The organism is Nitrosomonas sp. (assembly GCF_043753625.1).
GTDB lineage: Bacteria > Pseudomonadota > Gammaproteobacteria > Burkholderiales > Nitrosomonadaceae > Nitrosomonas.
On the sequence record NZ_JAYUWI010000028.1, the window covers coordinates 1 to 13756 of the forward strand.

Annotated in this window: 14 protein-coding genes; 1 reads left to right on the forward strand and 13 read right to left on the reverse strand. The window is 46.0% G+C overall.

The window, feature by feature from the left end:
- Positions 1-232 precede the first annotated feature (232 nt).
- On the reverse strand, positions 233-1666 hold the full coding sequence (gene sbcB, locus ACH10T_RS02615) for an exodeoxyribonuclease I (RefSeq protein WP_394807775.1): 1434 nt from the start codon (positions 1664-1666) through the stop codon (positions 233-235).
- A 116-nt stretch (positions 1667-1782) separates the two neighbouring features.
- On the opposite strand from sbcB, the gene ACH10T_RS02620 reads away from it, so the two are divergent.
- On the forward strand, positions 1783-2172 hold the full coding sequence (locus ACH10T_RS02620; RefSeq protein ID WP_394807776.1) for a RidA family protein: 390 nt from the start codon (positions 1783-1785) through the stop codon (positions 2170-2172).
- A gap of 143 nt (positions 2173-2315) precedes the next feature.
- On the opposite strand, the gene ACH10T_RS02625 is transcribed toward ACH10T_RS02620, so the two are convergent.
- The 12 genes from ACH10T_RS02625 to ACH10T_RS02680 form a co-directional block, all read right to left on the reverse strand.
- Positions 2316-3176 carry a hypothetical protein gene (locus tag ACH10T_RS02625; protein WP_394807777.1) on the reverse strand — a complete coding sequence of 287 codons (861 nt, stop codon included), beginning with the start codon at positions 3174-3176 and terminating at the stop codon, positions 2316-2318.
- 40 nt (positions 3177-3216) lie between these two features.
- The gene (locus tag ACH10T_RS02630; protein ID WP_394807778.1) at positions 3217-3603 is read right to left on the reverse strand and encodes a type II secretion system protein; all 387 of its coding nucleotides are present in this window, start codon (positions 3601-3603) and stop codon (positions 3217-3219) included.
- Positions 3604-3608: 5 nt separating this feature from the next.
- Positions 3609-4139: a type II secretion system protein gene (locus ACH10T_RS02635; protein WP_394807779.1), complete on the reverse strand. Its 531-nt coding sequence runs from the start codon at positions 4137-4139 to the stop codon at positions 3609-3611.
- A complete protein-coding gene (locus ACH10T_RS02640; RefSeq protein WP_394807780.1) occupies positions 4129-6423 on the reverse strand; it encodes a secretin and TonB N-terminal domain-containing protein in 2295 nt (764 codons plus the stop codon). Before ACH10T_RS02640 ends, ACH10T_RS02635 begins: the two co-directional genes overlap by 11 nt.
- Positions 6420-6983 carry a hypothetical protein gene (locus ACH10T_RS02645; protein WP_394807781.1) on the reverse strand — a complete coding sequence of 188 codons (564 nt, stop codon included), beginning with the start codon at positions 6981-6983 and terminating at the stop codon, positions 6420-6422. Before ACH10T_RS02645 ends, ACH10T_RS02640 begins: the two co-directional genes overlap by 4 nt.
- Positions 6984-6988: 5 nt before the next feature.
- Positions 6989-7570, reverse strand: coding sequence for a GspMb/PilO family protein (locus tag ACH10T_RS02650; protein WP_394807782.1), 582 nt, complete (start codon positions 7568-7570; stop codon positions 6989-6991).
- Positions 7567-8118 carry a PilN domain-containing protein gene (locus tag ACH10T_RS02655; protein ID WP_394807783.1) on the reverse strand — a complete coding sequence of 184 codons (552 nt, stop codon included), beginning with the start codon at positions 8116-8118 and terminating at the stop codon, positions 7567-7569. Before ACH10T_RS02655 ends, ACH10T_RS02650 begins: the two co-directional genes overlap by 4 nt.
- On the reverse strand, positions 8106-8939 hold the full coding sequence (locus tag ACH10T_RS02660; RefSeq protein WP_394807784.1) for a hypothetical protein: 834 nt from the start codon (positions 8937-8939) through the stop codon (positions 8106-8108). Before ACH10T_RS02660 ends, ACH10T_RS02655 begins: the two co-directional genes overlap by 13 nt.
- Entirely contained in the window at positions 8920-10611 is a 1692-nt protein-coding gene (locus ACH10T_RS02665) for a GspE/PulE family protein (RefSeq protein ID WP_394807785.1), read from the reverse strand. Before ACH10T_RS02665 ends, ACH10T_RS02660 begins: the two co-directional genes overlap by 20 nt.
- The gene (locus tag ACH10T_RS02670; protein WP_394807786.1) at positions 10608-11792 is read right to left on the reverse strand and encodes a type II secretion system F family protein; all 1185 of its coding nucleotides are present in this window, start codon (positions 11790-11792) and stop codon (positions 10608-10610) included. Before ACH10T_RS02670 ends, ACH10T_RS02665 begins: the two co-directional genes overlap by 4 nt.
- 9 nt (positions 11793-11801) lie before the next feature.
- Entirely contained in the window at positions 11802-12236 is a 435-nt protein-coding gene (gene gspG, locus ACH10T_RS02675; protein ID WP_394807787.1) for a type II secretion system major pseudopilin GspG, read from the reverse strand.
- A 149-nt stretch (positions 12237-12385) separates the two neighbouring features.
- Positions 12386-13069 carry a zinc metallopeptidase gene (locus ACH10T_RS02680; RefSeq protein ID WP_394807788.1) on the reverse strand — a complete coding sequence of 228 codons (684 nt, stop codon included), beginning with the start codon at positions 13067-13069 and terminating at the stop codon, positions 12386-12388.
- Between the last annotated feature and the right edge of the window lie 687 nt (positions 13070-13756).

The window sequence follows — 13756 nt, forward strand, 5'->3', positions numbered from 1 at the left end:
AAAAACAAAAAATCGGGGCAGCGCCGTTCCGCTGCATGAATAGGGTGCCCTCTTAAATTCAATCTATTATTGTCTTGACTGCGGGGTCCACTTTAATCACATGAACTATTGACGTGATGTCGCAATATATCTTTTACTATTTTATTAGATGGCTTGCTATAACCAAATAAGCTAAACATACTGCGAAATCCATTTTGGATTATTCACGAGAACATTAGATGTTATAGGGTATCTATGAATCCAACAAATTTCTACCCCACGCTACTAGCGCATCCAATATCCGCCCAGCACTCCCATCCGCTTTAAGCGTCTCTCGCAATAACGAAATCTGCCCCGAAAATTCGGAAAAAGTAATGCTTCCGCCGCCATCGCCTTGTGTCAATCGCTGCAGGCGCATTTGTTCCCAGCGTTCAACTTCAACTGGTATCAAGGTTTCCGGCCAATTGCGGGCACGGTAGCGGAACAGCAGTTCGGGCAGTCGCTGATCATGCAAATCAAACCGCATTTTCGCCAGTTCTTTCGGTGAAGCACGCCGTATTTGCGCTAGTGATGCAGCATCCGCGTTGTCCAGAAAACCATCATACAGCGCCATATCCACATCGCCAGAAGGCTCGAACGCACGGCTGGTGTATGCGGTCGCCACACGTTGAAAAAAATCCGGTTGTGCGCATAGTTTCTGCCAATGCTGGTAACACGCATCCAAATCGAGCGCGATGCGCTCAGTAGCCTCATTATCCAACGTATTCCTTGGTGCCAACGCTGGGCATTTGTTAATCTTTATCGATTTGACCGGTAACCGTTGCATGCCTTCGGGCAATTCGTCGTTGCGGGTGAATAGCAATTGACTCAGCTCATCAGCATCCAGCGGCAGAAACAGCTCTGGATCTTGGCGCAAGTCATAAACCAGCACGCTGTTGTTGTTCCCCGGTTCGGTGATCAATGGCATTACCAGCGACGTGCAGCCGGTTTTGGCCGGGTACATGCGTGTTGTGTGCAAGACCGGATTGTGGGTGGCTAAATCAAGCTGGGCTGCGGCTTTACGTTTATCGCGCAGTTGAAAAAGCCAATCGTAGAGACGCGGTTGCTGCGTGCGTAGCAGTCGCGCCAAGGCAATGGTGGCACGCACATCGGACAAGGCATCATGCGCGGATTCATGCAGAATACCGTTGGCCGCCACCAGATCTCCCAGTTTGAAACTGGGCTGGCCTTCTTCATGCTGCGGCCAGACAATACCGGCGGGGCGCAAGGCGTAGGTCATGCGCACCAGATCAATGATGTCCCAGCGCGAATTGCCTTGTTGCCATTCGCGCGCATACGGATCGTAAAAATTACGATACAGCGTAAAACGCGTGACTTCATCGTCGAAACGCAACGAGTTGTAGCCGACACCGCAAGTGTTCGGTCGCACAAACTTTGCATGAATACGCGCAATAAATTCCGATTCAGGTAAGCCTTTCTCATCGGCTAGCTGCGGTGTAATTCCGGTCAGCAAGCAGGCTTCCGGATGCGGCAGGAAATCCCGAGCCGGTTTACAATAAATAACCAGCGGCTCGCCAATCTCGTTCAGCGCTTCATCAGTGCGTACCCCGGCAAATTGCGCAGGCCGGTCTCGCCGTGGATCGGCGCCGAAGGTTTCGTAGTCATGCCAATAAAGTGTGAGTGACATTGTTGTTTACAGATTTGGAAGCGCCGGTTAAAAACTTGCTTTGCAACTGACTCGTTGCGCAATTATAGTGATATCTTACGCAAAATTTTTTAAATCAAGTAGAGGGATAAAACAGTATGACACGTAAACTCATCAGCTCGGGCTCCACATTTGAACACGAAATCGGCTACTCGCGCGCAGTGGTTGAGGATAACTGGGTTCTGGTTTCCGGCACAACAGGCTTTGATTACAGCAAGATGACCATTTCTGATGATTTGTTAGAGCAGGCAGAACAGTGTTTTAAAAATATCGAGGCAGCATTACAACAAGCCGGCGCGAGCATGAAAGATGTGGTGCGTGTCACGTATGTGTTTCCCAAAGCCGAGGATTTCGAAAAATGCTGGCCGGTTATGCGCAAGTATCTGGGCGAGGTCCGGCCGTCGGCCATGATGCTGGCTGCGGGATTATCCGATCCACGCATGAAAATTGAAATTCAGGTGACGGCTTATCGCAGCGAAGTAGCGTAGCGGAGCAAGCAATCTTTCCCAATCAAAATAAAAGAAGCCCTGCCACATAACGCGGCTAATAGTATGTGAATTGAATGGGCAGTTTCCAGGGCTAATCGGCGCGGCTCATTAATGCTCTGCTGAGAGGGTCCGGATGACGGTGGCTATGGATTAGCCGGTGCTGATGATTGCGGTGCGAAGGGTGAAGCAGTTCCCGACGATGAAGTTTGCCCAGAAGAAGGCGAAGGATTTGTCTTCGATGAAGATTGGGGTGCAAAGGGCGATGCGGCTGGTGAAGCTGTATTGGGTTTTGCTGGAGTCGATGCTGGTTTTGTCGAGCCGCTGGTATCGCCCGGCTTATAAACAAACTTCCAATCCTGGTAGGTTAGTGCTTCCGAGAATTTCGCAATATGCTCAGGAAATTTATCTTTCTTAATCGGCTTTTTTTCAGAGAGGCTATATACCCCAATAATTCGCTTACTAATATTGGAGGTTGTTACCGAGCTACTATTTGGCACTGCACTGCTGGGTGCCGGGGTATTATTAGCTGTCGGATTATTACCGGATGCCGGATTATTAGGCACCAGGCTATTACTGGATGCCGGATTATTGTTGGGCGCTGCGCTAGTACCGGATGCTGGGTTCTTATTGGGTACCGGGCTATTACCAGGCGCTGCGTTCTTATTGGCAGCTGCGTTATTGCTGGGTGGCGGCTCCTCAACAATACCCCACTCAGCTACGTTCATTACCGGATCCGTATAGATTTTACGCAAATGGCGTTTCATAGCCGGTGTGCGTTTGTCCTGAAGCAAATCTTCTAGTGATTCCGGATATTGTTTAGTGCCTGTATTGTAATAAGACATGATTGCTTTACGGAATTCTTCGCCAATGTATAACAATTCAGCTTCTTTTTCCCGCTGCGATTTGGCTTGCCATACCTGTCCCGTTCCTGCCATTACAATCCCAGCTAAAGCAACTGCAAACAAAGCCCAAAGATAAACAAAACCATTTTCTAGTGGCAGCATGCTACTTCTGATATGAAAAGTCGAACAAATTTGGTATCGCTTACCATTCTTCATAAAACGTGCCGTCCGATGCGCGCCCTGAATAGCCGCTGTGAACATCATAGACGCCTGTTTCAGTAGGATTCTTGGGAGGTACTTCAATCCAGGTTTTGTTATTCTCAGTGAATGGATCTATAGGGACGCTGCGCATGTATCTCTTGTCGACCAACTCTTGCAGATCAATGGGATACTTCCCAAAGTCGGAATAAAACTGATCAATCGCGTTACGCATGATACCAAGATCCTGCCGTAGAACGGCTTCTTTGGCCTTATCGAGTGAATTGAAATAGCGCGGCGCGACAATACTCAATAAAGTGGCGATGATTGCCATGACCACCAGTAGTTCGATCAGTGTAAATCCTTTGTACTTCGACTTGCCAGACAGCATAACAATCACCAATCCCGATATGGAATGCCGTTAAGACCAATGCCTTCTGAACGTGAGTGAACATCAAAAACATCATCACCTTCTTTGGGACTATCCCATGGACTCTCATAACTACGCCTTCCCCAGGTGTCTACAGCTGGAGTTGCTGTTATCCCGGCGACATCCAGCTCAATAAACATAGGGTCCCTGGGTAAGCGGCGCAGAAAATAAATTATCTTCTTATCCGGACTCTTAATGTCTGGCACCCCCATGAATAATTCTTCTAGCCGGGGCGGATAACCGGATTCATCGGCTTTCTTAGCGACACGTCCTTCGTCAACTGCCTGTTTATAGGCATCAATCGCCGAGCGTATCTGTCGTAGTACAACGCGCAACTCCTGTTCTTTTTCGCGCTTTACCATGAGTTCGCGCAACGGCATTGCTGCTGTGGCCAGAATGGCCATGATCGCCACAACAATCATTAGCTCAATCAGCGTAAAACCCCTGTGTTTGTCAGAGATTCCGAGTAAATGCTTCATGCCCCGCTTATTTGACATTAATACTGGCGGGTGGTGGCAGCATTACTTCAACTGAGGTGCCATTTTCTAGGTCTTCTGCGACTGCATTCTGGATATTAATTTCTGTTGCGCCTGGGTTTGCAGCAATCACCTTAAAGCGTATTTGTGTCGCCAAACCAGACGTTTGATCTTTACCTAACTTGATTGTGCGTGTTCCGGATTTATCTCCGCCATCCAGCGCCTCCAACATACTGGCCTCGTAAGTTAATTGCAAGTCCGTATTAACCATAGCTTTTGCACCAACCAGCCGGACATTAACCGAAAATTCTTTATCCAAGCCAACATTGGCTGGTGCTTGCAGCGTAAGTGTCGGCGTAGTAGCCGATGCAGCATTGGCAAAAGGATTAGGGGGAGCTTGTTGATCATCCGATGGCGCGAAAGCATCAGCTATGCTTTTTGCACCTCCACGGCCCGATCCAGCCGGAGCAATGGACAGTGATTGCGCTGCAGTCTTTTTAATGGTGACCGGCAATTTACCCGCCTCGCTGGCAGTGCCAAAATGATATTCACTTTCCTGGTTGGTGGGTTTTGCTATATTCCGTACAATACGTGGCGTGATTAACAGCACAACTTCCGTTTTAGTGCGGACTATTTCCTGACTTGAGAACAATCTGTCCAGCCCGGGGATATTTAACAGTCCTGCAAGACCTTTTACTCCTCTCGTGTCCCTGTTATCAATGAGTCCGGCCAATACCTGCGTTTCTCCATCTTTCAATGTCAACAGGGTTTCAGCAGTCCGAGTTCCGACAATGGGAGCTGTCGCTCCACCCGGGCCTGTCGCAGTCCCCGTTTTATTACTCACTTCGAGCGTAATCTTCATCGTAACATCATCATTTAAACCAATACGTGGCTCAACATCCAGCTTGATCCCTAAATCGATAAAAGTCGGCGTGGACGTGATGATAGAGTTAATACCGGGTTGGACATTAGCTGAGAAGAAAGGCTCTTTGGTACCAATATGGATCTTTGCTTTTTCTTTATTACTCACCCGAATACGGGGATTCGCCAGTATGTCGGCATTCGAGAGGCCTTGTTTAAAATCTATTACGGCTTGACTATTCATGCCAAAACTTTTAAAACCATCAAAACCAATCTGATTGAGCAGAACCGCGCCTGGGCCAGCGGCAGCGGCAGCGGTTGCTGTAGCAGCCTTTGCGCCAAACCCGCTAAATGTAACTGACGTTGGAATTTTAGGACCCAGCAAGAAATCATTGTTACGCGCGATCTCAAGGATTGCAACATCCAACATCACTTCCGGCTCAGCCAAATCGTTCAGAGACACCAATCGTTCCGTTAGCCGGATGGCCTCAAGCGTATCGCGCATGATAAATAGATTGAGTTGCTCATTCACATAGATGTCTTTCGCTTTGACGATACCCCTGACCATGGCAACCATTTGTTTCACATCGGTATAGGCAACATGAAAGCTGCGCACGACCAATTCCTGATAATCTTTCTGTTTCGCCGGTGTACCCGGGTATATCAATAACGAGTTACTATTGAGCACCTTATAAGCCAGTTGATTGGTGATCAATAATAGTTTGAGAATATCTTCAATCGTATTATTGCGAACAAAAATAGAAATTTTTGTTTCTTGCCGGATATCCTTATCAAAAACAAAATTAATACCGGCTGTCCGCGACATGATTTCAAATACCGATTTCAAGTCGGTATCTTTAAACTCCATGGTCAAAGCCTTCTTAAAAGCAGACTCCAGCGCCAGATCAGTTACTTCAGGACGTGTCATGCGTGAATTAATTTGAGAAATCAATTCACGGGCATGTGATTGTTGAGGATTTTCCTGCAACACAGCGCGCACAACAATTTCTGCTCCAGTTACATTATTGCGTATCAGTAGCGCCTTCGCAGAATCGACGGCAGCAATATGACGGCGCTCTAATTTCAGTGCTTCGATACCTTCCTTAGCCCGTTCATGAAGTGGATATATGTTCAGAATGCGTTGATAACCTTGTTCAGCTTGTTCTAAATTACCTGAAAACCGCAAGCTATCCGCTTCGAAAAATAATTTGCCAAGAACTTCCTCACGCGACCGTATCAGTACAGTACGAATTTCTCTATTTTCGGGTTCTTCGCGTGCTGCTTGCTCGAGTTTTTGCAATCCACTTTCAAACTTACCTTCAGTAATGAGTTTCTGCCCATCATCAAATCCAATATTCCGGGTACCGAATGTTTTGTTATTGATGGCACATCCTGCTGTAATAACAAGCAGTATGCTAAGAATTAAAAGTCTCCAGCTTCTCATCGAAAATTTCCTGCTAATTTATTATTGATCGTGAGTGTCTGCTTTATATTCAGCGGCAAATAAGTCATTGTAATCGCATCATCATTGATTGAGTCCAATCGATATTTATCATTGATTTTCCCACCCAGTTTAGCAATAAGATTTTCCCCTGCCTGAGAGAGGAAAATCCATGTTTCATTATCTGCAACTGCTTTTCCAGCATATTTAAATTGTAAGGGCGGCGCTGTTGGTGCTGGCGGGGGGGCAGATGCTTTTGCTGTCTGTGCTGCGATTGCAGCTTGTTCTTGCAGATTAGCTTGTGGCTTCTTGGGTGCCCAGGTAGTGGATACAAACAGCTCTCCAGCCAAGGCGCTGAATTTTCTTTGGCCCAATTTACTAACATCCAGTTGCTCAACATTATTTTCCTGATTCTTTACTCGATCACCGGATGGTTTGACCGGTTGTATGGTATCTACTGTATCGACTACTGTTTTTTCCTCTTCAACCAGCACAGCAGCGATCAATGTTGCAACCAATGCACCGCCTACAATCAATTTTCGTTTTTTTTCAGATTGATCCATCTTGTTTATTTATTCAAGTAAAGATTAATTTCAAGACGTGCTTCGAGTTTTTCAGAGGTGGCGTTCTCACGTTTAATGGCGATAGCAGAAATCGCCATGGCAGGAACAGCTTCAAGCGTATCAGCCATAAAAGCGCGTATTTGAGGATACCTTCCTTTTATCGGCAATATCATCTCATAACGGGCTAAACGCGCGTCATTTTCATTAACCAGGCGATATTCACTGCTGCTGAGTTCCACGCCTTGTTTTTTAGCCAGCTGCACCAATTCACGAATCCAGAATGGTGATGAATCAATACGCGGGAAAAACTCATAAAATGCTTGCAGTGCTTGTTCACCGCTCATTGGTTTGCCGCTTTCCGTTTCGCCAGGAGTTTGTTTGGATAATGCCTGCATCTGAAGCAGATCAGCGCGTTCTTTCAGTTTCAGCAGAGTGGATTCTTGCGGCAAAACCGCTGAGAAAAAATAGATGCCGCTCGCTACAATTAAGCCTAGGCCGATCTTACCAATATTACCGAGGCGGCCTACCTGCCAACGCAGTAGCAATGCCAGTTGATTTATTTGTGTTTGGAGTGTTTCAGTTTTCAAGAGGCCTGAATCCATGCTGCAGTCAGAAGAAAAATAATCGGACGATGTGGATTATCTTGTTTAATCTTGTAATTTAACAAATGCACATTTTCAAAAGTCAATTCAAGTTCCAATGCTTCTACAAAATCAAGTAACTCAGACATATTCTTAGCTTCACCGCTGATACGTAATGTCCGGTTAGACACGGTCGGCTGCAAAGATAATAACGCGATTTCTTCAGTAGCCGCATTTTCGATTGAATCAAATAACGTTTCCCAGGGTAAATTAATTTGGTCCAAAATCGCATTGGCCTGGATGATTTCTTTGCGAATTTCCTGACTAAATTCTTTGACCCGCGGTGTTCCACGGGTACGCGGTGCAGTCTTTTTTTGTTGTTGCTGTTTTTCCAAACGTTCGACGCGATTAGTCCAGTAATTGACTTCTTCAGTAATTTTCTGGAATTGCAAAAGTACGCCGGTAAGAACCAACAATCCTATGAACAGTATTGAATAATCAATATGCGAAACGGATTGCCCATGATCGGGAAATTTTAATCTTAAGCGAGGCATTGATTTATCCCGGCATAGTCGGCCGGCACAGTTGGATAATGCGCCAGTACAGTTATTTGCCCAGTTTGTATCGGCACAATACGCCATCCACAGTTCTCAGGCAGCGTTAAATCCGGATGCTCTGGTGCAAACAAATGAACCAGCTCAACAGCTTCTTTATTTCCGGATAGCACTGCTTCCTGGTCCAGCGCAGCGAGAAGCTCATCCGCCACATTTTGCAGGATTCGCTGATTACGTATACTGTACCAAATTCCGTTTATCAATAGGGCAACACAAATTCGCCCAGTTTCTATCACAACAAAGTATATTTTATTGCCACGTAACAACTTTTGCCACCGATCATAAGTGGATGCCAAATAAGGCTCGATTTCTTTCAGTTTAAATTGATAGCGTACAGCCATTTCTTCCACCCGCGCCATCAATTCACGAGGTATTGCCGCACAAACAGCACCATTCACCGGATTCCATTCGCTAACACTGAGTATCCAAGAATCAACACGCTCAGCATAAACTTCTCGCATACGAAAAGTGGCGTAGGACATCACTTCCTCTGGTGATGTTATTTCTGCTTGCGGCGGCAGTGCAACATAGCGGACAAAGTGATTTGACAGCGTTATCCCCAGTTCCGTACTAGCCGCATCTCCCAGTTTTTCTTCCAATTGTCGCAAAGCGGATTCCCAAATAGGCGCACCTTGAACACGTTCGCATAATACCGTCACTTTAGCCGATTGCACCGGCTTAAGGCCCCGCGCTGAACGAACCAAATCTACTCGTTCAGGTGCCAGAAAAACTTCAATCTGATCACGCCACAATCGTGACACGGTTTGCCTCCTCTAAGCTGGTTAATCCTTGCTTGACCATATCTAAAGCACCTTCCCGGAGAAAATGTGTGCCATTATTTCGTGCCGCTTCTTTGATACGCCGTATCGGTTCTTGCGCAACAATGAGTTCGCGGATTTCATCATTCAGAATCAGAATCTCGGCAATCGCATTTCTCCCCCGATACCCACTTCCCCGGCATTGGCCGCAACCTTTTCCACTCCGAAACTTAAATTGACTCGCTTCGTCGGCAGAAATTCTGGATTCTGCAATCAGTATATCATCCGGACGTTCATCCACTGCGCAGTGTACACATAACAAACGTACTAATCTCTGCGCTACAATCCCATTTAAGGCCGACACAAAGCTGTAAGGATCCACACCCATATGAGAAAAGCGTCCAATGACATCAAACACATTATTGGCATGTACTGTTGTAAATACAAGATGCCCGGTCAGCGCAGCCTGTATGGCAATTTGCGCTGTTTCAGCGTCACGAATCTCGCCCACCATAATCTTGTCAGGATCATGCCTCAGGATTGAGCGAAGTCCCCGTGCGAAGGTCAATCCTTTTTTCTCATTAACCGGTATTTGCAAAACACCAGGTAACTGATATTCAATCGGATCTTCAATGGTAACGATCTTGTCATGACCATGATTCACTTCCGAAATTGCAGCATACAGCGAGGTTGTCTTACCACTGCCGGTTGGACCAGTCACCAGTAACATCCCATAGGGTTCCGAGCTAAGGCGGCGAATAATCGCAATGGCTGCTTGATTAAAACCCAGTTGGTTTAATGTCAATCCTTCAATATGATCGGACAGTGCCTGCCGGTCAAGAATACGCAAGACAGCGTCTTCGCCAAAAATACTCGGCATGATGGAAACACGAAAATCAATTTCCCGCCCCTGGATAGAAATCTTAAATCGGCCATCTTGCGGCACCCGGCGCTCAGCGATATCCAATTCTGACATCACTTTGATCCGGGAAATGACTTGCTCAGCCAAGTCTGCGCCCTGCATCACACCAATGGATGTTAATACACCATCGATGCGGTATTTGATAGAGAGCGCGCCGGTTGTCATTTCCAGATGAATATCACTGGCCTGGGATTTGTGCGCGTCATACAAAGTAGAATGCACTAGCCGAACAACCTGGCTGGTACCCGCATTGATACTCTTTAACGACAAATCTTCGATGCCGCTCTGTATATTGTCTAACTCAGTAGAAGGTAATACTTGATCCATAGCACGCATGGTTTTTTCCTGCTGAGCAAAAAAAGCCGTCAGGTCAGCCGGATGTACCAAATACCATTCAATCGCCATATCAAAACGTTCTTCTGCCCATGCGCGTAATTTGCTTGAAAATGGATTACTGACAGCGAGAAAATAGTTCTGGTCTCGCCGAAATAAAGCACATTCATGCATGATTGCTTCCGCGAAAGGTAGCCGGTCAAATGCCGGAATTAAGGCATGGATTGCTTTCATTTCCAGCACCGGCATATGCATTAGTTTTCCTAACTGTTGTACCAGCTCATCGGGCGTATAACCACCGGTTTCCTCCAATATCTGGATGACAGAAATACCTTGTTCGAACGCTCTTCGCCGGATATCAGCCAGACGATTGATATCAATCGGTTGCTTGTTCCCGGATTGTATTGATGCATCAATCAATTGATGCTTCCTGCCAATTCAAATATTGGCATATACATAAGAATAATAATACCGCCAATCACGATGCCGATGACCGCCATCAGTAGAGGCTCAATCAGTTTGGTTGTCCACTCAACCCAGCGGGCAATTTCCTCATCGTGAAAATTACCGATTCGCTCCATCATATCTCCCATCAAACCTGTTCTCTCGCCAACGCGAAGCATACGGTTCCCCACAGCGGTTGTTAGACCCTCGAGTTCCATAGCGCTGGAAATCGTTTTACCTTCACGAATATGCTTGGCCGCTGCCTGAACATTTGGCCGGAAATGCGGTTGCAGCAATCCACTGACCATTTCCAGCGCTTGTGTAATCGGAATTCCGCCACGTAACAGCATTCCCAGTGTTTTGTAGAAACGCGCCAGTTGATAAACACGCATGTGTTCTCCAATCGCGGGAATGCGCCACAATAATCGCATGACATTGGCGCGAAAGGCTGGCCGGCTTACTGTGTAAACTATCATGGCAAGCAGGATCACCGTTGCTATCGCCAATTCCAAACCACGTTCATGAACAAAATTCCCCCACTTAATCAATAATAAAGAAAGCCAGGGCAAATCACTGCCCATATCGTCATAAATGGCGCTGAATTTTGGAACAACAAATACCAGCAAGAAGATAGAAACCAGAAAACCGATAGCCAGTAACAGCACAGGATAGATTGACGCACCGACCAGTTTTTTGCGTACAAAATCCATCTGTGTTTGGTAAGTAATAAATCGTGTTAAAGCTTCCGCAAGATCCCCCGTTCGTTCACTGGCACGCACTGTTGCAATATACAAAGGCGGAAATGCTTGGGGATACTCTCCCAGTGCCTGCGAGAAGGTTACGCCTTCATAAAGTCTTGCAAGGATATTCTCGATAATTTTTCGATTACCGGTGTCTTGTTCTTTCTCGAGTAAGGTTTCAATACTTTCTACCAGACTGAGCCCTGCGGTTTGCAGTGAAAGCAATTCCTGGCTGAAATGTACTAATGGAAAATGGCTTTTCGATTTCAGTGAAAAACCGGAAAAGCTTCGCCGTATACTTAAAACCATTCCACCTTGCTCAACAACCTGGAGACGAGCTTCCTCCTCACTGTTAGCCTCCAGCTCAAGGTGTACAGTACCTTGCCCGGACAAAACTGCTTTCACTTCATATCGCATTACTCGGACTTACCAATTTGTTATATCAGCTGCCTCACCCTCACCGCCCTGTTGCCCATCCTTGCCGAAGGAGAGTAAATCGAATTCCGCGCGTTCGCCAGGATATTTGTAGACATAAGCGCGCCCCCAAGGATCCGCTGGCGGCAATTTTGCAAGATAAGGCCCTTGCCATCTTGGTTCATTATTGGGGCGCGCGACCAGTGCAGTTAATCCCAGCTCGGTTGCTGGATAACTTCCCACATCTAAACGATATTGATGCAATGCTTTTTCCAACGCATCGATTTGCGCTTGAGCCATTTTAATTTCCGATTTGCCGACTTGTGAAAAGTATTTTGGCCCGACATAAGCAGCCAGCAAGCCAATGATGACCATCACAACGAGCAATTCAAGAAGTGTAAACCCACGTACGGCTTTTGCCTTTTGTCGTTTAACCAGATGCATCATATTTGTCCTTTAACTTAAGTGATTGCCGATTATTTTACTTGTGTTTAAATAGATATTTACCATCAAATGCTCACATGGTAAGTCGCTTATATGACAGGGTCAAGACTGCATATGGCATAAAACACTGGATCTCTACAAATTCAAAACAGCTAGCGTCGAAGAATTGCCCACCACCGGCCGATATTGAGCAATGTCATGAGCGAGGCTGAAACATACGTCCAAGCTGCTGCGCGCAGGATTTTACGTGCATGTGGCTCATCCCCTTGAATCAGGTATTTACCGTGCTCCAGCATCGGCAGTGCGCGCGCAAAACTCGCGTGCATTTCCATCGGAAGGGTAACCAAATGCACGACTGTCACAGTACCCAGCGTTAACAAGCCACCGGCAAAAAACAATGCGCCCGCGACCGGTGCCCGGGTAATCACTGTAATGGCAGGGGCCATCATCAAAATAGCCGCACCCAGTTTCTCAGCCGGAGCAGCGATTTGTATCAACCGCGTACGTAATTTTAGCGGCAAATAACCATCCCGGTCTTGGATTGCATGCCCCACTTCATGGGCAGCCACGGTAATTGCTGTCAACGATTTGCCGTTAAATTTATCCGCTGTCAGACGAACCGCTTTCTCTAGTGGATCATAATGATCACCTTGCTCCGTCACTTCCACCTTGACTGCTTGTAAGTTGGCCCAATCCAATAAAATTCGCGCCAGCTCCCCACCAGTACCTGGATATCGATCTTCAGGATAACTGTACTTCTTAAGGGTATGTTTGACCCAGTAAGACGGCCCGACAATGAGTGCCGTCATTGCAATAACAAATATTAAGTACAGCATAATCTACTCGACTGCTTCATCAGTGCAAGAAGAAACCGCATAAAAATAGATATCCCGAAAAATTTCACTGTTAATTCAGATACAAACTCGAATTATTGGTTCCGCAAGAAAATCATATGCTATTAAGTATATAGTCCGGAAATATTTTTAGAGGCGGCCATTATTGAATCAATCATCAAAAACATCACAAAATGATGCCTTTCGATTCATATCTAAATAAGCCTGAAGCACGGCACTACACAGCACTAAAATTATATGATTACTCATAATACATCCGTTTGATTGATCGATCAGACCAATCAAATGGCACTATTTATCTACTCAATTGAGTATTTTACCTGTTGAGCTCGGATATAACTTGATAAAAAAGTACCTTGAAACAATTAACACCGGCACCCAATGAATACCGGAAAACACAAACCACAAATAATCATATAGATATCACCATTAGTCACACAGAAGCAGCAACCTTATAAAAGCGAGATGATCGCAGATTCGGAAGAAGACCAACTATTATCAACGAAATTCCTGTTTGATTTTGAGCACTCGCATATAACTATGCGGATAGAACATGAAATCATCTACAAATGAAAACACCCAGATACTGATCAGCTCTACCGAACATTTTGTTTTCATCATTGCCGTGATAATCTCTACCCCTACAGCTTTACTACTCAAATTATCCCA